The organism is Pedomonas mirosovicensis (assembly GCF_022569295.1).
GTDB lineage: Bacteria > Pseudomonadota > Alphaproteobacteria > Sphingomonadales > Sphingomonadaceae > Pedomonas > Pedomonas mirosovicensis.
Genome location: NZ_JAKFIA010000001.1, coordinates 279,745 through 298,373 on the forward strand (window position 1 = coordinate 279,745; position 18,629 = coordinate 298,373).

Consider the following 18,629-nt stretch of genomic DNA (forward strand, 5'->3'; position numbering starts at 1 on the left):
GGGCTTGCCCTTGGCCGTAAGGGCAATACCCTTCATGGCGGAGAAAGGTACGGGCGTGTACCCCTCCATGGTTGCGGTTGCGCGTTATGGCCAAGACTGGCGTTCCCCTGCGGGCGCCTGCCTGTCAAAAAGATCAGCCTGAGAGTGACATGCAGAAACTTGCCGTTCGTTTGGGCCCGAAGCCGGTTCGCCCCCCTTCTCGAGAGGATGAACCCCGGCGGCTGGACCATCGACACCGCCGCCTTCCCCGGCGGGGAAATCGGCGTCATCCACGCGCCCTCGAAGCACACCGGCATTCTGGCGAAAACCGGCACCGGGCCGGGGCTGATGCGGCTGGAGAACGGGGACATCATCGCCTGGAGCGGCCTGCCGCTGGCCGAGGGACGGACGGTGAAGCTGCGCGCGGCGCGCGATCTGCTCACGCTGGGCCGGGGGCTGGACGGCGTGTTCTCCGCCGTCGGCTGGTCCGCCGAGGACGGCCGCCTCTACGCCACCATCGATTTCCTCGGCCTCCAGCCGTTCTATTACGGCGAGACGCCGGACGGCTGGATGGCCGCCAACGAGACCAAGCCCTTCCCTTACGTGCCGGATGCGGCGGGCTGGGGCGGCTTCATCGCCTTCGGCCAGACCATCGGCGGCTCCACCCTCGCCCACCATGCGGAGCGGCTGCGCCCGGCGACCGCGCTCACCATCACCCCCGGCATGCCCGGCGCACCGGCGAAGGTGGAGGCCACCCGCTACTGGCAGATGCCGGACGAAAAGCCGAAGGAGCCCGCGACCGCCGATATCGTTGCAACGCTGGAGGCCAACACCGCCGCCTATCAGGCGCTGGCGGACGAAAGCGTGCTGCTGCTCTCGGGCGGGTTCGACAGCCGCCTCATCCTCGGCCTCCTCCACCGGCTGAAGGCGGAGAACCGCCGCGCCCTCATCCTCAGCCACTACGACGAGGACGCGGATCTGGACGGGCGGCTGGCCGCCATCACGGCGCGGCTGACCGACACGCCCATCGAATACGACCACCCGGACCGGCAGTTCTTCTCCTCGGGCGCGTACCTTGACTACATCCACGCCATCGATGGCGGCACGCCCAACCTCTACATGTTCATCGCCCAGCTTTCGGCGGTGCTGGAAGGCCGCAAGGCGGTGTGGGACGGCCTCATTCCGCCGCTCGCGCTGCGCGGCCCGCTGCAAACGGCGGACGGCGCGCTGGTGCCCTTCCGCCACGAGCGCTTCCTGACCGGCGGCGCGCCCATCCGCATCTTCAAGCCGAAGGTGTTGCAGGACATGCGCGACGCCTTCCAGGCGGAGTTCGAGCGCACCAAGACCCTCTTCCCGGATTCGCCCCACGGCCGCTGGCAGTGGATCGTCGAGAACCGGATGCGGAACCGCACCGGCGTCAACCCCACCAAGGTCTACGTGAACCATGTGACGCCGCTGCTGGTGGGGTCCTCGCGCGCCCTGTGGGAGCTGGCTGCCACCATCCCCTTCGCGCGGCGGCGGGACTACCAGTATTACATAGACGTGTTCCGCACCCTCTCGCCCGAGTTGACGCGGGTGCCCTTCTCTTCGGGCGGCGACCTGCACCGGGCCGATGCGCCCTGGCACACCTACCAGACCTACGCCCTGCAACAGAAAGGCTGGCGGGCGCTGGCCCGGCGTCCGCGCCTCGCCCGCATGGTGGGCATTGCCAATGAGGCCGCCTTCGCCCCCTCGTGCTTCATGAACAGCCCCGCTCTCTACCGCGAGGAGGACGACCTGCTCGACATGGACGTGGTGCGCCGCATGGAAACCGACGAGGCATTGCGCGCCACCAACGGCAAGCTGCTGTTCCACTGGCGCACCACGCGCTGGGTGCATGAGAACCGCCTGCACACAACCCTTCTGGAGGCCCCGGATGATCGCGACCAGCCGCTTCCTGCTCTGGCTGCCCAGGCCGGGTAGCCCGGCCGATCCGGCATCGCTGCGCCGCTGGCAGGAAACCGCCGGCCGCGCGGGGCTGACCGCCGTGAACTGGGGCCCGCTGCGCCTGGGCGTCGGGCCCGGCCCCTCGCCCCGGCCCGCCGAGACCGCCGCGCCGCAAACGGTGCTGGACGCCTACCCCCTGCGCCTGCCGCACCTGCCGGCAGCCTCGGGCCCCATCGATGCGCGCTGGGCGGAGGAGCACGCCCAGATCTTCACCCTGCTCGGCTGGGACGGGCGCCAGCTCACCCTGCAATCGGATGCCGTAGGGCTGAAGCCGGTTTACTGGGCGGAGACGGCGGACGGCTGGCTGTTCGCCTCTACCATCACCGACATTCTCCTCTGCGAGCCCGCGCTGGCCCAGCCCATCGACCCGCTGGCCCTGCAGTTCCTGTTCATCGGCCGCGCCGTGTGGGAAGACCGCACCCTGCACCAGCGGGTGAAGCGGTTGAAGAGCGGCGCGGTCTACCGCTGGACGGCGGACGCAGGGCTCACCATCACCCGCGAGCGGCGCTGGCAGCTGCCCGAGCCCGAGCCGAAGATGCGCTGGGACGCCTTCTGCGCCCGGATGGACGGCGAAATCGGGCGGCTGATGGACCACACCCTTGGCAACAAGCCGGAGCCGCTGGCCCTCTCCCTTTCGGGCGGCTACGACTCGCGCCTGCTGGCGGCACAGGTGGTAGCGCGCGGGCTGAAGCCGCTGTCGCTCACCTTCGGCGCGGGCCACACGCGCGAGGCGCGCGCCGCCGCCGAGATCGCCCGCCTGCTCGGCCTGCCACACCGCGCGGCTCCCTACCGGGACGACATCATCCTCGGCCACCTCAACCGGCTGACCGGCTGGTTCGAGGGCTGCTCGGACCTGTCGCTGGGCCAGGCCGCCGCCATCGAGGACTTCCACCTGCCGCCGGTGCGAATGGTGCAGGGCTTTGCGGGCGACCTGATCGCCGGCTCCTTCGCCGCCCGGCTGAAAGGCGGCGACGACATCTCGCTCGATGCCCTGTCCCACGCCATCGTGCGCTACTATTTCCCGACCGCGCCGGACCTCGCCCGCGTGATCGGCATTCCCTTCGATCACGATGCCATGGAAGCCAGCGTTCGCGCCGAGCTGGGCGACGACAGCCCCTGCATCCCCGCCTTCTGGCGCTGGGCGTGGGAAGACCACGTGCGGCGCTACACGGCGGGCGTGCTGCTCGCCACCCAGCCGTGGGCCGACCTGCTGTTGCCCTACTACGACCGGGACTACGTGACCTTCTGGGCCCGTGTGCCGCTGGAAGGACAGCGGGACCGCATTTGGTTCAAGCGCTGGTTCGCCGAGCGCCACCCAACGCTCGCCCGCGTGCCCCACCCAGAGGCGCTGGAGCACATGATCTCCCAGACCCAGCCCGCCCGCGCCTTCGAGTGGACCGGGCGGCAGTGCTACAAGGTGGCCGAACGCCTGCTCGGCACCCGCCGCCTGAACGAGGCCATGCGCGCCATTGGGCGCAGCACCTACATCTACGACGGCCCGAACCTCACCTCCCGCTGGCACCAGCGCCAGCTGTTCGAGCGGCTGGAGCAGTTCCGCCCCGCCCTGCAACAGCAGCTGGGCATCCACCTGAAGCCGGACTTCGCCAGCGGCCTGCCCGACCGGCGCGGCCGCACCACACAGCCCGCCCGCCTGCTGCTGACGCTGGGCGCCTATGCCGACCACCTGCAACGCGCCCTCGCCGCCGGACGCCGCGAAGTGCGGCTGGAGGAAGACGCCGCCCCCTCGCAGCTCGCGCCGCAAGCCGCCCCGTCAGGAGGGTGAAGGTTCCTGTCGTTGATCGAGGTTGATTTTTGCAGAGGGTCTCGGACCCTCTGCACTCCCTTTCGTTTCGGGCCGCACCCGGTCGCACCGGCGCACTCTCTGGAGGAAGGACGCGGCCCGAAAAATGAATAGGGGATTGCAGGGGGAACTTGTTCCCCCTGCAATCAAACCCCGAACGAGAACAATCCCGCCCCTCAGGCGGCGGAGGCGAGGCGTGCTTCCGGCGCATCCTCCGCCCAGCGCACGTAGCGGGCGAGCGTCCAGAAGCGGCGGAGGATGTGCAGGCCGTCGTACTGGAGGTCGCGGGTGGGGAAGCAGAACTGCATGAGGTTCTGCGGCACGTCGATGCCGAAGCGTGACCGGAGCGCGGGCGCGGCCGCTTCTACTTCTGCCGCCATGCTGCGGCGGATTTCGTCCGTCTCGCCGCCGTAGGAGATTCGCATGATATCCGGGTGCGGCAGTTCGCGGCCCAGCGACTTGTAGAGCTTCTCCTTGGCGTCCAGCCCCCGGTCGCGGGCGAACTTCCGCAGGATGTCCTTCAGCGCGGGCTTGATGGCGAACACGCTGGAGGGGTGCGGAATGGTGGCGACTTCCGGGAAGTGGGCCTTGAACACGGTGTAGAACAGGGTGCGGTCCACCTGCGCCATCAGCGGCTGGTGCATCCACAGTTCCATGTAGGCCCGGTCGAGGAAGGGATAGAAGGGCGCGAAGCGGGAGCCGATGATTTCCGCCTGCGTGGAGGTGAAGCGGCGCTGGCGGTTGCTGCACGCCCACAGCATGGCGGACTGGAACAGGTGCGGCGCATCCGGCAGGTTGTCGTAGGCCGACTGGCACAGCTGCTCGAACGGCTTGTCGAACCCGGCCATCTCCGCCGCCTTCAGCTGGTTGGGGAAGGCGTAGCTGCGGATGATGCCTTCGGCCAGCGCATCCTTGCTGCGGAAGAACTGCGGGGCGACGCGGCAGACGAACGCGCCACTCATGGTATCGCCGAGGAAGCCGTGCATGACGGCGGTGCCGTCCGTCTCCGGCATGGCCAGCAGGTTGGCGATGTGCATGACATAGGGGTCGATCTGCCCCTGCAGCACCTCGAAATAAAGCGGCATGCGGGAGCGCAGCATGTCGTGCGGATAGGGCACGGTTCTAAGGTCGAGCCCCAGCCGTTCGGCGATCTGCCGCGCCGCCCAGAACTCGCTGTGGTGCGGCTCGCCGTAGGTGTAGGCGCGGTAGCGATGCCCCATCGCGCGGGTGGCCGCCGCCATCAGCCGCGAGTCATAGCCGCCGGAGAGGGCAATGACCGGCGGGCCGGCATGCCAGGCCAGCTTGCGCCGGATGGAATCGAACATCGCCTCCTTCACCTGTGCGGCGACCATATGCGGGTGGGCATCCGGGTTCGGGTCCCCCAGCCGCACCTTGATGCCCTCCGCATGGAGCACCGGCCCGGTGGTCGCCGACCACTCCACCCGGTCGCCGCAGAACAGGCGCTCGATGCCGCCCTCCATGGTGCGCCGCCCCATGGGGGAGAGCAGGATCAGGAACTCCAGCACCGCCAGCCTGTCCACCGGCGCATCCGCCGGGGCCACCTGACGGATGAGTTCAATGCGGTTGGAGAGCCACCACCCCTCCGCCCGGCGGCGCAGGAACACAGGCCGGATGCTGATGAGGTCCCCCGCGATGGAAAGCGTGCCCGGTGCGGTCTCGCGGATTTCGGTGAACACCTGCAAGGCGTCCTGCAGGTCGTCAAAGCCGATAGTGTCCGGCCACTCGGAGGCGCTGGCATGACGGGCAGGCACGGTGTCGATCACCCGCACGAGGCCGCCCGCGTGCGGGCGCGCGCCCTTGCCCGGCAGCACCCACAGCCGCGCCGGGCCGAAGGCGAACTCGGTAAAGCCGGAGACCAGATCGGGCGAGATCGCGCCGCTCGGTCCGTTCACGTGCGGGAGATAAGCCAGCCAGCGGTCGGTGAGCAGCATCCGCACCCCCTCTCAGATGTTCCAGTTCCCCATCAGTCTAGGGCGATGCGGGCGTTATTCCAGAGAGTTGGAGGCACAAGCCCGTTCGCAGGGCAAACAAGACAAAAGAGATAAGGGGGCCTCGGGCCCCCTTATAATCCCCCTTCGTTTGAAAGGGGCGCACCCGATCTTGCTGTTCAGCGCAACGCCCATGCGGGGCGCGGCCCGCCAAGCGAATGGCCCGAAAACAAAGGGAGGTGCAGGAGGGACCTCTTGTTTGTGCGCCTCCGCGCACGGGGCCCCTCCCGCAGAGTGCAAGCAACCTGCTTAGACGCTGGCCTTCTGCACCGCGATCCAGTTGCGGATCTTGGCTTCCAGCACGGTCATCGGCAGGGCGCCGGTGCCCAGCACCTGCTCGTGGAAAGCGCGCACGTCGAACTTCGGACCGAGCTGCTGCTCGGCTTCCGTCCGCAGGCGGCGGATGGTCAGCTGGCCGATCTTGTAGGCAAGCGCCTGGCCCGGAATGGCGATGTAGCGCTCCACTTCCGCCGTGGCGTCGGTTTCGCCCATGGCCGAGTTGTCGAGCATGTACTTGATCGCCTGCTCGCGGGTCCAGCCCTTGGCGTGGATGCCGGTGTCGACCACCAGGCGCATGGCGCGCAGCATCTCATCGTCCAGACGGCCGAACTGCTGGTACGGGTCGGTCAGCAGGCCCAGCTCCTTGCCGAGCGATTCGGCGTAGAGGCCCCAGCCTTCCGTGTAGGCGTTGTTGCCGCCGAAGCGCAGGAAGTCCGGAATGGTCGGCGTCTCCTGCGCCAGGCTGATCTGGTAGTGATGGCCCGGCACCGCCTCGTGCAGGAACAGGGTTTCCATGCCCGGCTTGGTGCGGGACGGCAGGTCATAGGTGTTCACGTAGAACACGCCCGGACGCGTGCCATCGGCGCTGCCCGACATGTAGTAGGCGCCGGCCTGGTTCTTCTCGATGAAGGCCGGAACCGGGCGGATCTCGAACGGCGTCTTGACGGTCCGGTTGAACAGGCGCGGCATGCCCGCATCCACGCGGGCGCGGATGGAATTGTAGGCCGCCAGCAGCTCGTCCTTGCTCTTGAACTTGAACTGCGGGTCGGTCCGCAGGTGCTCGAAGAACTGCTTCAGGGTGCCCTTGAAGCCAACCTGGTTCTTGATGGCTTCCATCTCGCGGGTGATGCGCGCCACTTCCTTGAGGCCGATCTCGTGGATCTCGTTCGGCGTCATCTTGGTGGTGGTGTGCTGTTCAACCAGCGCGGAATAGAGCAGCGGGCCATCCTTCATGCCGAGCAGGCCCGGCACGCGGCGAGCGTGCGGCTTGTACTCGGTTTCCATGAAGGTCTTCAGCCGCTGGTAGACCGGAAGGATCGTGTTGGCGATCTTGTCCTGGTAGGCCTGGGTCAGCCGCGCCTTGTCGCTGGCGGAGAAGTCCGCCGGCATGTTCTTGATCGGCAGGTAGTAGGTGCTGTTCTCAACGCCCTGCTTGATGATGGTGTCGAGCTGGCCGATCACGTTGTTCACCACCACCTGCGGCTGCACGTGCCCGGCGTTTATGCCCTCGCGCATGCGAACGATGGCGCGGTCCATCACGACCACGAAGTTGTCCATGCGCTTGAGGCCGTCCTCATAGTCCTTCACCGTCTTGTACGGCGCGATGGACTGGCCGGAGGACAGGTCCGGGAAGAAGGTGTGCATGCCGTAGAAGTGATCGATCGGCAGCTGGGTCTGGATGGTCTCCAGCGGCTTCGAGGCGAAGCGCAGCGCCAGTTCCGTCTCATACTTGAAGACATCGTAGTAGATGGCGTTGTCCGGGCTCAGCGCCGAACGGTCGATGGTGGCGAGGCGCGCCAGATCCTGCTGCTTGGCCTGATAGACCGCGGCGGCATATTCGTCGGACAGATAATCGCCGATCCGGTCGGCATAGCGCATGTCGCCGCGCGCCAGCGCGTTGATCGGGTTGAGGCGCAGGTTGGTCTCGTCGCTGTCCTTGAACAGCTGGGCCAGCTGCTGATCGGCGCTCGGCTTGACCACGGCCACCGGCTCCGGCGGCTGCTTGGTGGCGCAGGCGGCCAGCACGGCAAACGGCAGGGCGGCCATGCTGAGGCGCAGCCACGTCTTCAAATTGCTCATCTTAAGGAACCCCCTTGTATCGACGCGCAGCGCCGGATCAGGGCGCTGCGCGAATATAAATCGCGACATGGCGGCCAGCCCCTTGCCGGAGCAATTCTCCCGCGATGAACCGCCGGCGCCGTGCGCCGAACTGCCGCCATGCCGCGATGAACCGATGATTTACTGCATCGGCACGACACGGCCAGAGGCCATGACGAACTGCACCTTCTCCAGCACCCGAACGTTGGTGAGCGGGTCGCCATCCACCGCGATGATATCAGCCGACTTGCCGGGCTCCAGCGTGCCGATTTCGCTCTCTAGCCCCAGCAACTTCGCCGCCGAGGTGGTGGCGCTGGCCAGGGCCTCGCGCGGGGTAAGCCCGCCGTATTGCACCATCAGGCCGAACTCCTCGCCGTTGCGGCCGTGCTCATAGACGGCGGAATCGGTGCCGAAGGCAATGGGAACGCCCTCGTGCTTGGCCGCCGCGATCTGCTTGCCGCGCACCTTCAGCGTCTGGCGGATCTTCTCTTCCACCTGCGGGGTGTAGACGCCCTTGCCCAGCCGCTCGGAAATGCCGGTGAAGGCCATCAGCGTCGGCACCATGTAGGTGCCCTTCTCCTTCATCACCTTGAGGCCGGCGTCATCGACGAAGGTGCCATGCTCGATGGAATCGACACCCGCCCGCGCGGCGGTCTCGATGCCCTTGGCGCCATGGGCATGGGCCGCGACCTTGAGGCCGAGGCTGTGGGCCGTGTCCATGATGGCCTCAAGCTCCTCATTGGTGAAGTGCTGGCCAAGGCCGCGCGCCTGCTGCGAGAGCACGCCGCCCGTCGCGGTGATCTTGATGACATCCGCCCCGGCGCGGGAAGCCTCGCGCACGCGGGCCGCGCACTGCACCGCGCCGGTGCAGGTGTTGCCGGCCGACAGGGCCTCCACCACCTCGCGGCGGAACCCGCTCACGTCACCATGGCCGCCGATGATGGAAATAGCCGGGCCGGAGGAGAGAATGCGCGGGCCGACGATCACCCCGTCGCGCACGGCGTCGCGCAGGGCGAAGCCCACGTTCTTGCCCGAGCCCAGGTCCCGCACGGTGGTGAACCCGGCGCGCACGGTGACGAGCGCGTTCTTGGTGCCGACGGCCGTGGCGTATTCATCGCTGTTCACGGCCTCCTTCCACCACGGCGTGCCCGGATCGCCCGAAAGGTGCACGTGCGCGTCGATCAGGCCCGGCAGCACGGTCTTGGACGACAGGTCGATTTCCTTCACCGGCTCGTCCGGCTTCAAATCGGGCACCAGCGCCCGCACATCCGGATTGCCGCTCGCGACCTTGACGATGCGTCCATCGCGCACGGCGATGGTGGACGGCCCCAGCGCGGGCTTGTTCGCATCGACGATCACCCGCCCGGCGCGCACCAGCGTGACCTCCGCCTGCGCGACCTGCGGCAACAAAGCCGCCGTTGCAACCAGCGCGGTTGCAAAGAGAGGAAGCTTCCCCATGTTCGTTCTTTCCCCCGAAAGATATGAATTAAGCGAGGCTGCACCCTCCCGCGCCGCGACGCAAGAGGCAGGCGAAGTACAACTGCCACTGGCTTGTTTTCTTTTTGCAGGATGGGCCCCGTGCGCGAAGGCGAGGCCCTGGCATCCGCCGCCTTACAGCCGGTCCGGCAGGAACTGCGATTTGCGGCTGATGGTCTTGCCGGAGACCATGAACTGGCCATCGCCCATGTAGTGCAGGGTCTCGGGCATCTTGGGGGAGGGGGGCGACGTGGGCCTTCACCACCTCGAAGATGAAGAAGTTGTAGCGATCAACCATGGCGTCGTCGTGCAGGCGGCACTCGAAGCTGGCGTGGCATTCGCGGATGAGCGGGGCGTCCACCTCTTCCGCCTCCTCGGGCGTGAGGCTGAACGCGGCGAACTTGTCGGTGCTGGAGCCCGAGCAGTTGCCGATGCCGACCACCGTGTCGGTGAGCGCGGTCGTCGGCAGGTTGATGACGCACTGCCGGCTGTTGCGGATCATCTGGAAGCTGTGGTTGCCGCTGGAGATCATGCAGCCCACCAGCGAGGGGGTGAACTCCAGCACCGTGTGCCAGCCCATGGTCATGATGTTGTCCCGCCCCTGCCAGCGGGAGGAGACCAGCACGATCGGCCCCGGCTCCAGATACCGGCGCACCTCGCTCACGGGAAACGGCTGCTTCGCCTTCGTCATGGCCCACCCTCGCCTGAGACGGAACAAGCGGGGTAACGCCCGAGCAGGCGGCGGTTTTCCGGCATGGAGACAACAAAAAAGCCACCCCAATGGGTGGCTTTTTTGAAAGCGATGGTGCCGATGGAGGGACTCGAACCCCCGACCCACGCATTACGAATGCGTTGCTCTACCAGCTGAGCTACATCGGCCCGCAGCGGATTTGCGCTCCCTTATCAACCCCGCGCAAGGTTGACAAGCGGCAACGCGCATCCGCCGCCAAATACCCGCGCTGTACCGTCAGCCCATCAGCCCGCCAGCGCCGCCGCCTCGATGCGGCTGAGCGCCTGACGGGCCGCAACCAGAGCGCGCATATCGCGCAGCAGCGGCTCCATCTGGCCACGCACCGCCTGCGGCAGGGCTTCGCTGACCGCCAACGCGCCGGACAGGTCACCCTGCGCCAGGCGGCGATCCATGGTGTCCAGCTGAGAAGCAACATCGCCCGGCACCGCCGCCGCAGGCTGGTCCGCCCGGCGCACCTGCACCAGCGATTTCAGGCTCTCGCCAATCCGCTCATACCACGGGCCGGTGCTGGCCGCCGGGGCCGCCCTGGCCAGCAGGGTCGGCTTCTGGCTGGCGAGGCGCTGGCGCAGCTGCCGGAGGGTGGGCGCGCCCTCGGCCACCGCCTGAAGCGCGGTAACGTTGGCATTGTCGCTGCCCAGCGACTGAGAGAGGATGCCAACCGCTCCGCCGATGGGCTGGCCGTTGTCCAGCGCCCGGCGAATCGCCGCCACCAGCACCAGCGTGCGGGCCTGCGTGCCCTGGGCCTGAAGGCTGTCCAGCTGCGCCTTGGTTTCCGCCGTGAACTGGGTCAGGCGGCTGTCCAGCTGGGCGTGGGCATTCTGAAGGGTTTGCGCCTGCGCGCTGGCGGTGGTGACGGTCTGGTCGAGCGTTGCCAGCCGCGCCTCCAGATTGGCGACGCGCTGGGACAGGCTCGCATCGGCGGGAACAGCCGGGGCTGCGCCTTCCGCTGGAAGCGCACCTGGGCGCGCCTCAAGCTGGGCGAGGCGATCGTAAAGCGGTTGCAGGTCGGCCGATGCGCCCGCCGGGCGGGATTCCAGCGCCGCCAACCGCGCCTCAAGCCGGGCCAGCTGCTCGCCGGAGGCGCCGGTCGCGCTCCCTGTCTCCGCCGTGCCGAAGCGGCGCAGCGGCTCAGGCAGGTGCGAGCGCACCTCGGCCTCGAACCACGGATTGGCGAGCAAACCCGCCGCGAAGGCGATGGCGATGCCGGTGATGGCCCACGGCCAGCCGCTGCCGCCACGGCGGGGCTGGTCGCTCATGCTCTGACGGCGGATCGCCTCGGCGCGGGCGGACGTCCAGGCATCCCCGGCGCCGGTGCGGGCAGTCTCTGGGCCGCCCGTGGCGGAAGCCTTGGTGGTGCCGTTGTTTTCGCTCATCTTTCCCCCTCCGGGTCGGGTAAGGCCTGTTTGTGGCACAAAGCCAGGGTAGCCGCCAAGAGGCTGGCCTCGGTGGGCTGTTCGGCAACGGCAACAGCGCGCCACGGTTTCCCCGCCACCCGCGCCGCCACCTGGTCGCTGATGCAGCCCAGGCTCAACGAGGCTGGGTCAGCCCCCTGCACGGCATCATAAAGCTCAACGAACCGCGTCGCCGTGCGGGGCGATAGCAGCAACGCCCAATCGATGCGGTTGGCCGCCAGCGCCGCCTCGGCCTCGGGCGTGAAACGCCCGGCAAGCTGCGCGCGGTAGACAATGCGACGAAGAACCGAAATGCCGTGTTGCGCCAGAACGGGCGCGGGGTCGCGGCTCACCTGCTCGCCGCTCAGCCACAGCACGGTGCGCGCACCGCTGGCGATAAGGCTGGCGAGAATCCCATCCAAGTCCCCCTCCGCATGGGGGCGAACGTCCCCAAAGCCCGCGTCCACACAGGCCGCATGGGTGCCGGGACCGATGGGAAACACGGGCACACGCGCCAGTGCCGCCGCCCGCCCCGCAACAGCGGGCGGAGCCTGACGGCTGGTGAACAGCACCGCGTCGTAAGCAGCCTCCGGCAGGTCCCACGCCACCGGCTCCACGTCGAGCAGCGGGGAGACGATCGCCTCGTGCCCCGCCGCTTCCAGCCGGGCCGCCAGACGTTCCGCATCGACGCGCGGACGGGTGACGAGAACCCGCGCCATGTGCTTATCCGAACAGCGCCTTGATGGCCAGGCCGCCCTGCCCGATCAGCGCCTCGGCAAGGTCGGTCGCCATGGCGGCGGCTTCTTCCGGCCGCCCGCGAGACTGGCCCTCCACATGGTGCGCGCCATCGGGGCTCAGGATCTGCCCGCGCAGCAGCACCGCGCCATCCGCCTCCAGCGTCGCCAGCGCAGCGATGGGCGTGCGGCAGGAGCCGTCCAGCCGGGCGAGGAACGCCCGCTCCGCCGCCACCGCAAGGGCGGTGTCCGCATGGTTGAGCGCGCCGACCGCGTTGCGGGTGAAGTCATCCTCCGTCCGCACGGTGACGCCGATCGCCGCCTGCGCCGGGGCCGGTAGCATCTGCTCGGTGGGAATGGCCGCGCCCACGTGGTCCATATCCAGCCGCCGCAGCCCGGCGGCAGCCAGCAAGGTCGCGTCCGCCTCGCCGCGCGCCAGCTTGTCGAGGCGCGTCTGCACGTTGCCCCGGAACGGCACAATGACGAAATCCGGCCGCAGCAGCTTCATCTGCGCGCCGCGCCTCAAGGACGAGGTGCCGATTCGCGCGCCGTGCGGCAGATCGTCCACGCTTTTCGCGCTGGGGGCGATCAGCCGGTCCCGCACGTCCTCGCGCGGCAGGATGGCGGCGAGGACCATCTCCCCCGGCAGGCGGGTCGGCACGTCCTTCATGGAATGAACGGCAAGATCGATGCGCCCGTCCAGCAACGCTTCGTCCAACTCCTTGGTGAACAAGCCTTTTCCGCCGAATTCCGAGAGAGGCTTGTCCTGAATGCGATCGCCGCTGGTCTTGAAGATGGCGACCTCGATCGCCTCCACCGGCCAGCCGAGATGCTGCGCCACGCCTGCCTGCACCATGTGGGCCTGAGCCAGCGCCAGCGGGCTGCCACGCGTTCCAATCACGAGTTTAGACTTGGGGGTCACCGAACACCTCTGTTAAGCGTGCGCCGGTATATAGACGATGTCCGGCAGTGATTGAAATGGCGCGTGAGTTGACAGTTCTGGGGCTCGAATCAAGCTGCGACGAAACGGCGGCTGCGATCGTGCGTCTCGACCGCGCGATTCTGGCCAATCGCGTCGCGGGTCAGGAGGAGGAGCACCGTCCCTACGGCGGCGTGGTGCCCGAGATCGCCGCCCGCGCCCATGCGGACAAGCTGGCCCCGCTGGTCCAGCAGGCCCTCGACGACGCCGGGCTGACGCTCGCCGACGTGGACGCCATCGCCGCTACCGCCGGGCCGGGGCTCATCGGCGGGGTGATGGTGGGCCTCGTCACCGGCAAGGCGCTGGCGCTGGCGGCGGGCAAGCCGCTCATCGCCGTCAACCATCTGGAAGGCCACGCCCTCTCCCCCCGCCTGGTCGCGGATGTGGACTTCCCCTACATGCTGCTGCTGGTCTCGGGCGGGCACTGCCAGCTCTTGGAAGTGCGCGGCATCGGCGACTACCGGCGGCTGGGCACCACCATCGACGACGCGGCGGGCGAGGCCTTCGACAAGGTAGCAAAGCTCCTGAAGCTGGGCTTTCCCGGCGGCCCTGCGGTAGAGCGCACGGCAAAGGCGGGCGATGCCCAACGCTTCCCCCTGCCCCGGCCGCTGAAGGGCACCGCCGAGCCGCACTTCTCCTTCGCCGGCCTCAAGACCGCCGTGCTGCGCGAAGTCGAAAAGCTGGGCGAGCCGACCGAGCAGGACAAGGCGGACCTTGCCGCTTCCTTCCAGGCGGCCGTTGTAGACTGCATCATCGACCGCACGAAAAAGGCGCTGGCGCTGGCTCCGCAGGTGACGGCACTTGTGGTGGGCGGGGGCGTTGCCGCCAACACCGCCATCCGCACCGCGCTGACGGAGCTTGCGGCTTCGCGCGGCCTGCCGTTCATTGCCCCGCCGCACTGGCTCTGCACCGACAACGCGGCCATGATCGCCTGGGCGGGGCTGGAGCGCTTGCAACTGGGGCTGACCGACAGCCTCGATGTGCCCGCACGGGCGCGCTGGCCGCTGGACCAGTCCGCCCCCAAGGCGCCGGGCGCGGGCGTCAAGGCATAGAACCACAACAAACCACGGGAGCAGGCATGACGGCGATCGAGACCATCGGCATTGTGGGCGCGGGCGCGTGGGGCACGGCGCTGGCGCAGGTGGCCGCCAAGGCCGGGCGCAACGTGATCCTCTGGGCGCGCGAGCCGGAGGTTGTCGGAGCCATCAACACCGCCCACGAAAACACCGCCTTCCTGAAGGGCGTGGCGCTGGAGCCCGCCATCCGCGCCACCAACACGCTTGCCGATCTGGCGCAGGTGGACGCGCTGTTCCTCGTCACCCCTGCTCAGTTCCTACGCGCAACGCTCGCCCAGCTCGGCGGCCTCCTGCCAAAGACCGCCCCGCTCGTGCTCTGCTCCAAGGGCATCGAACAGGGCACCGGCCTCCTGATGACTGAAGTGTGCAACGCCGTGGCGGGCGAGCACCCGCTCGCCGTGCTTTCGGGGCCCACTTTTGCTGCCGAAGTCGCCCGCGGCCTGCCCACCGCCATCACGCTCGCCTGCGAGGACGAAGACCTCGGCACCCTGCTCACCGACGCCATCGGCCTGCCCACCTTCCGCCCCTACTGGTCGCCGGACCTCATCGGCGCGGAAGTGGGCGGCGCGGTCAAAAACGTGCTCGCCATCGCCTGCGGCATCGCCGAAGGCCGCCAGCTGGGCGAAAACGCCCGCGCCGCCCTTATCACCCGCGGCTTTGCCGAAATGCTGCGCTTCGGTGCCGCCAAGGGCGCAAACGCCGAAACCCTCTCCGGCCTGTGCGGGCTCGGCGACCTCATCCTCACCTGCTCCTCCACCCAATCCCGCAACATGAGCCTCGGGCAAGCCATCGGTCAGGGCCGCCGGATGCAGGACATCCTCGCCGAACGCAAAACCGTCGCCGAAGGCGCCTACACCGCCCCCGTGCTGCAGGACGCCGCGCAAAAGCTGGGCGTTGAAATGCCCATCACCGATGCCGTCGTGCAGCTGCTCTATCACGACGCCAACGTGGACGAAGTGATCGGCGCGCTGCTCAACCGGCCCTTCCGGGCGGAGTGATTTTTCTTTCTTGCAGAGGGCCCCGTGCGCGGAGGCGCACAAACTATAGGCTCCTCTGCACTCCCTTTCGTTTTCCAGGCCGCGTTTCCAGTGCATGATGGAAACGCGGTCGTTTAATTCGGATTTCATAGGGCCCCGCCCGGCATGAAGGGCGGGGCCCGATAAACGAATGGGGGTGTGGGGGTTAAGACCCCCACGATAAACAAAGGCAGGGAAAGCACAGCCGCGTATGCGCAAGCAGATCAGCCGGGTTGCAAGCTGGACGATGGTGAGCCGTATCGCCGGTTTTGTGCGGGACATCATCATGGCGGCGGTGCTGGGTGCGGGCCCCGTTGCCGATGCGTTTCTGGTGGCGTTTCGCCTGCCCAACCATTTCCGCGCGATTTTCGCCGAAGGGGCGGTAACGACGGCCTATGTGCCTGCCTATGCGCGCGTGCGGGCGCAGGAGGGGGCGGAGGCGGCGCGCAGGTTTGCGGATTCGGTGTTCGGCTGGCAGCTGGTGGCGCAAGGCCTGCTGCTGGGGGCGGCGCTGATTGCAACGCCGTGGCTGATTACCCTCTTGGCCCCCGGCTTTGTGGATGACCCGGCGAAATTCGCGCTGGCCGGGGAGCTGACGCGGATCACGTTTCCGTCCCTGCTCCTGATTTCGTGCATGACGCTGCTTTCGGGCAGCCTCAACGCGGTGGAGAAGTTCGCGGCGGCGGCGGCCGCGCCGGTGCTGATGAACCTGTGCATGATCGCAGGGTTGCTCGCGTGGCGCTGGTTCCCCACGGTGGGCCATGCGGCGGCGTGGGGCGTGCTGGCCTCGGGCCTTGCCCAGTTCTTGCTGGTGTGGTGGGCGGCCAGACGAGCGGGCGTCGGCCCGCGCCTTGCCCGCCCCCGGCTGGACGAGGACACGCGCCGCTTCTTCCGCGCGCTGGGGCCTGCGGTCATCGGCTCCATGGGCGTGCAGGTGGCGATGTTCGCGGACACCATCATCGCCAGCTTCCTGTCGGACGGTGCGCTGGCGGCGCTCTACTATGCGGACCGCATCAACCAGCTGCCCATCGGCGTCATCGGCATCGCGGCGGGCACGGTGGTGCTGCCGCAGATGTCGAAGAAGCTGGCGGAAGGGGACGAGGCGGGCGCACGGGCCGCGCAGAACCGGGCGATGGAGTTCACGCTGCTCTTGGCCGCGCCGTGCGTCGTCGCCTTCCTGATGATCCCCGACCTCATCATGACCGCCTTGTTCCAGCGCGGAAAATTCGATGCCATGGCCGCCGCCGCCGCGGGCGGCACGCTGGCGGCCTATGCGGTGGGGCTGGTGGCGTTCGTGCTCATCCGCAGCGCGGTCGCCAGCTTCTATGCGCGGGGGGGACACCAAAACGCCCCTCTATGCCTCGCTCACCGGCATTGCCGCCAACGTGGCGCTGAAGGTGGCGCTGATGGGACCGCTGGCGCAGGTGGGGCTGGCGCTGGCCACGTCCGTCGGCGCGTGGATCAACGTGGGGCTGGTGATTTTCCTTGCTCGCCGCAAGGGCTACTTCGCACTGGATGCCCGGTTCAAGCGCAGCGCCGGCATCGTTGCGCTCGCCGCGCTCGGCCTTGGCCTCGTGCTGTGGGCAGGCAACACGTGGCTGCCCCGCCTGATGCTGCACCTGCCCGCCTTCCGGGCGGAAGCGATGCTCGCCATCATGGCCGTGGCGGGCGGCGCGGTTTACGGCGGCGTGGTCTGGCTCGGCCTCAAAGCCCGGCGACGCGCAGCCTGACCAGTTCCGCCTCGCTGCGAATGGCCGGGCCGCCGCGCCCAATCAGCCGTCCTACACCGAAAGCCAGTTTGCGGATCATGACACATCTCCTCCTGTTGGCCGCCTCGCGGCTCTCACAGGGATTAAGATGGCATGTCCGTAACGAACTGGTAGGGCCCATCCCACGACCACTGATATCCCGTTTCGGGAACAATCGGTGGAATTAGCGGTGCCAGTCCCGCGCCAGCCGCTTGCTTGCGAACCAGAACAGCCCGGCGCTCACCAGATAGAACAGGAGGCCGGTGAGAATGGCATAGCGCAGGCTATCCTCCCCGAAGCGGGCGTTCAGGATGTCCGACAGCGCGCCAAGGAACAGCGTGCCGAAGCCGATGCCAATAAGGTTGTTGATGAACAGGAAGATGGCCGAAGCCGTGGTCCGCATGTTGGGCGCCACCAGATGCTGCACGGCGGTGATGATGGGCCCCAGCCACGTCAGCCCCAGCGCCTGCGGCACCAGGAACAGCACGAAGGTGAGCGGCAGCCACGAGGACATGACTCCCGCCGCATAGCAGGGCGCGGCCAGCACGAAGGCGATGGCGGGAATGCGGGCGTAAGCGCCGGGGTCCGCCGTGCCCTGCCGGTCCCCCAGCCACGAGCCGACCCAGATGCCGATGAGCCCGCCCACCAGCACGATGGAGCCGAAGAACAGGGACACATCCACCAGCGGCAGGCCGTACGTGCGCTGGAAGAAGCTGGGCAGCCAGAAGAACAGGCCATAGCCCATGATGGAGCAGCTGGCCGCCCCGAACGACAGCGCCCAGAAGCTGGGCTTCTTGCCGAGAATCCGCAGCGCCTCGCCAAAGCCGGGCTGCTTCGCCTCGGCCGCCGTTCTGGGCGCGGCATCGAACCCGCCGCGCTTCGGCTCCCTGACCACGAGGCGGAAGATGGGCGCGAGCACCACGCCCACGAGGCCGACGGCCAGAAACGCCGTGCGCCAGTCGATCGCGCTGGCAATGTAGCCGCCCAGAAAAATGCCGAGCGCCGAGCCCACCGGAATACCGAAGGAGTAAACCCCCAGCGCCCGCGCCCGCTCGTGCGGCGGGAAGTAATCCGAAATCAGCGAGTAGGACGGCGCAACGCCCCCCGCCTCGCCCACGCCCACGCCGAGCCGGCACAAAAACAACTGCCAGAACGATTGGGCAAAGCCGCACAGCGCCGTGAACCCGCTCCACAGCGTCAGCGCGATCGTCATGATCCACGTGCGGCTGGTGCGGTCCGCCACCCACGCGATCGGAATGCCGAGCGCCGTGTAAAACAGCGCAAACGCCAGCCCGCCCATGAGGCCCAGCTGCGTGTCCGTCAGCGCCAGCTCCGCCTTGATCGGCCCGGCCAGAATGCCGATGATCTGCCGGTCGATGAAGTTGAACGTGTACACCACGATCAACATGGCCAGCACGAACACGCGATACCCCCGCGAGGGCACGCCGCCCTCCCCCGAGGCCGCATGAGGTGCGGCACGCGCTGTCTGTTCCATGGGCATCCTGCTTTCTCGTGCTGGCACCGAAGCCACTACTCGCTTTTGGTTTTATTTTGCAGAGGGTCGCGGACCCTCTGCACTCCCTTTC

General features: G+C 68.0%; 13 protein-coding genes, 1 tRNA gene and 1 pseudogene. 6 read left to right on the top strand and 9 right to left on the bottom strand.

All coding sequences use genetic code 11. The features are described from left to right. The first annotated feature begins 207 nt into the window (after positions 1 to 207). Positions 208 to 1,941 carry an asparagine synthetase B family protein gene (locus L0C21_RS01350; RefSeq protein ID WP_259276668.1) on the top strand — a complete coding sequence of 578 codons (1,734 nt, stop codon included), beginning with the start codon at positions 208 to 210 and terminating at the stop codon, positions 1,939 to 1,941. After that, a complete protein-coding gene (locus L0C21_RS01355; protein WP_259276669.1) occupies positions 1,895 to 3,748 on the top strand; it encodes an asparagine synthetase B family protein in 1,854 nt (617 codons plus the stop codon). The genes L0C21_RS01350 and L0C21_RS01355 overlap by 47 nt, the downstream gene beginning before the upstream one ends. Before the next feature lie 194 nt (positions 3,749 to 3,942). On the opposite strand, the gene L0C21_RS01360 is transcribed toward L0C21_RS01355, so the two are convergent. From L0C21_RS01360 to hemC, 8 genes are all read right to left on the bottom strand, one after another. Next, positions 3,943 to 5,718 (bottom strand): asparagine synthase-related protein, encoded by a 1,776-nt coding sequence (locus tag L0C21_RS01360; RefSeq protein WP_259276670.1) that lies wholly within the window; start codon positions 5,716 to 5,718, stop codon positions 3,943 to 3,945. A gap of 306 nt (positions 5,719 to 6,024) precedes the next feature. Then, positions 6,025 to 7,854 carry a DUF885 domain-containing protein gene (locus L0C21_RS01365; RefSeq protein ID WP_259276671.1) on the bottom strand — a complete coding sequence of 610 codons (1,830 nt, stop codon included), beginning with the start codon at positions 7,852 to 7,854 and terminating at the stop codon, positions 6,025 to 6,027. 159 nt (positions 7,855 to 8,013) lie between these two features. After that, the gene (locus tag L0C21_RS01370; RefSeq protein ID WP_259276672.1) at positions 8,014 to 9,330 is read right to left on the bottom strand and encodes a metal-dependent hydrolase family protein; all 1,317 of its coding nucleotides are present in this window, start codon (positions 9,328 to 9,330) and stop codon (positions 8,014 to 8,016) included. A 28-nt stretch (positions 9,331 to 9,358) separates the two neighbouring features. Then, positions 9,359 to 10,039: a flavin reductase family protein gene (locus tag L0C21_RS01375; protein ID WP_259276673.1), complete on the bottom strand. Its 681-nt coding sequence runs from the start codon at positions 10,037 to 10,039 to the stop codon at positions 9,359 to 9,361. A 112-nt stretch (positions 10,040 to 10,151) separates the two neighbouring features. Continuing rightward, positions 10,152 to 10,227: transfer RNA gene (locus tag L0C21_RS01380), tRNA-Thr, on the bottom strand. Positions 10,228 to 10,323: 96 nt separating this feature from the next. Then, a complete protein-coding gene (locus tag L0C21_RS01385; protein ID WP_259276674.1) occupies positions 10,324 to 11,472 on the bottom strand; it encodes a COG4223 family protein in 1,149 nt (382 codons plus the stop codon). Continuing rightward, positions 11,469 to 12,209 carry a uroporphyrinogen-III synthase gene (locus tag L0C21_RS01390; RefSeq protein WP_259276675.1) on the bottom strand — a complete coding sequence of 247 codons (741 nt, stop codon included), beginning with the start codon at positions 12,207 to 12,209 and terminating at the stop codon, positions 11,469 to 11,471. Before L0C21_RS01390 ends, L0C21_RS01385 begins: the two co-directional genes overlap by 4 nt. Before the next feature lie 4 nt (positions 12,210 to 12,213). Then, the gene (gene hemC / locus L0C21_RS01395) at positions 12,214 to 13,146 is read right to left on the bottom strand and encodes a hydroxymethylbilane synthase (RefSeq protein ID WP_259276676.1); all 933 of its coding nucleotides are present in this window, start codon (positions 13,144 to 13,146) and stop codon (positions 12,214 to 12,216) included. 56 nt (positions 13,147 to 13,202) lie between these two features. On the opposite strand from hemC, the gene tsaD reads away from it, so the two are divergent. From tsaD to L0C21_RS16790, 4 genes and pseudogenes are all read left to right on the top strand, one after another. Next, a complete protein-coding gene (gene tsaD / locus L0C21_RS01400; RefSeq protein WP_259276677.1) occupies positions 13,203 to 14,255 on the top strand; it encodes a tRNA (adenosine(37)-N6)-threonylcarbamoyltransferase complex transferase subunit TsaD in 1,053 nt (350 codons plus the stop codon). A gap of 26 nt (positions 14,256 to 14,281) precedes the next feature. After that, the gene (locus L0C21_RS01405) at positions 14,282 to 15,277 is read left to right on the top strand and encodes an NAD(P)H-dependent glycerol-3-phosphate dehydrogenase (protein ID WP_259276678.1); all 996 of its coding nucleotides are present in this window, start codon (positions 14,282 to 14,284) and stop codon (positions 15,275 to 15,277) included. 229 nt (positions 15,278 to 15,506) lie between these two features. Then, positions 15,507 to 16,622: pseudogene (murJ, locus tag L0C21_RS16785) on the top strand (murein biosynthesis integral membrane protein MurJ); the annotation flags it as partial. Next, positions 16,621 to 17,025, top strand: a complete 405-nt coding sequence (locus tag L0C21_RS16790) for a lipid II flippase MurJ (protein ID WP_374940239.1) — start codon at positions 16,621 to 16,623, stop codon at positions 17,023 to 17,025. The pseudogene murJ and the gene L0C21_RS16790, both read left to right, overlap by 2 nt. Positions 17,026 to 17,227: 202 nt before the next feature. Here L0C21_RS16790 and L0C21_RS01415 read toward each other — a convergent pair whose 3' ends face one another. After that, positions 17,228 to 18,538: a spinster family MFS transporter gene (locus L0C21_RS01415; RefSeq protein WP_374940212.1), complete on the bottom strand. Its 1,311-nt coding sequence runs from the start codon at positions 18,536 to 18,538 to the stop codon at positions 17,228 to 17,230. Positions 18,539 to 18,629: the final 91 nt, after the last annotated feature.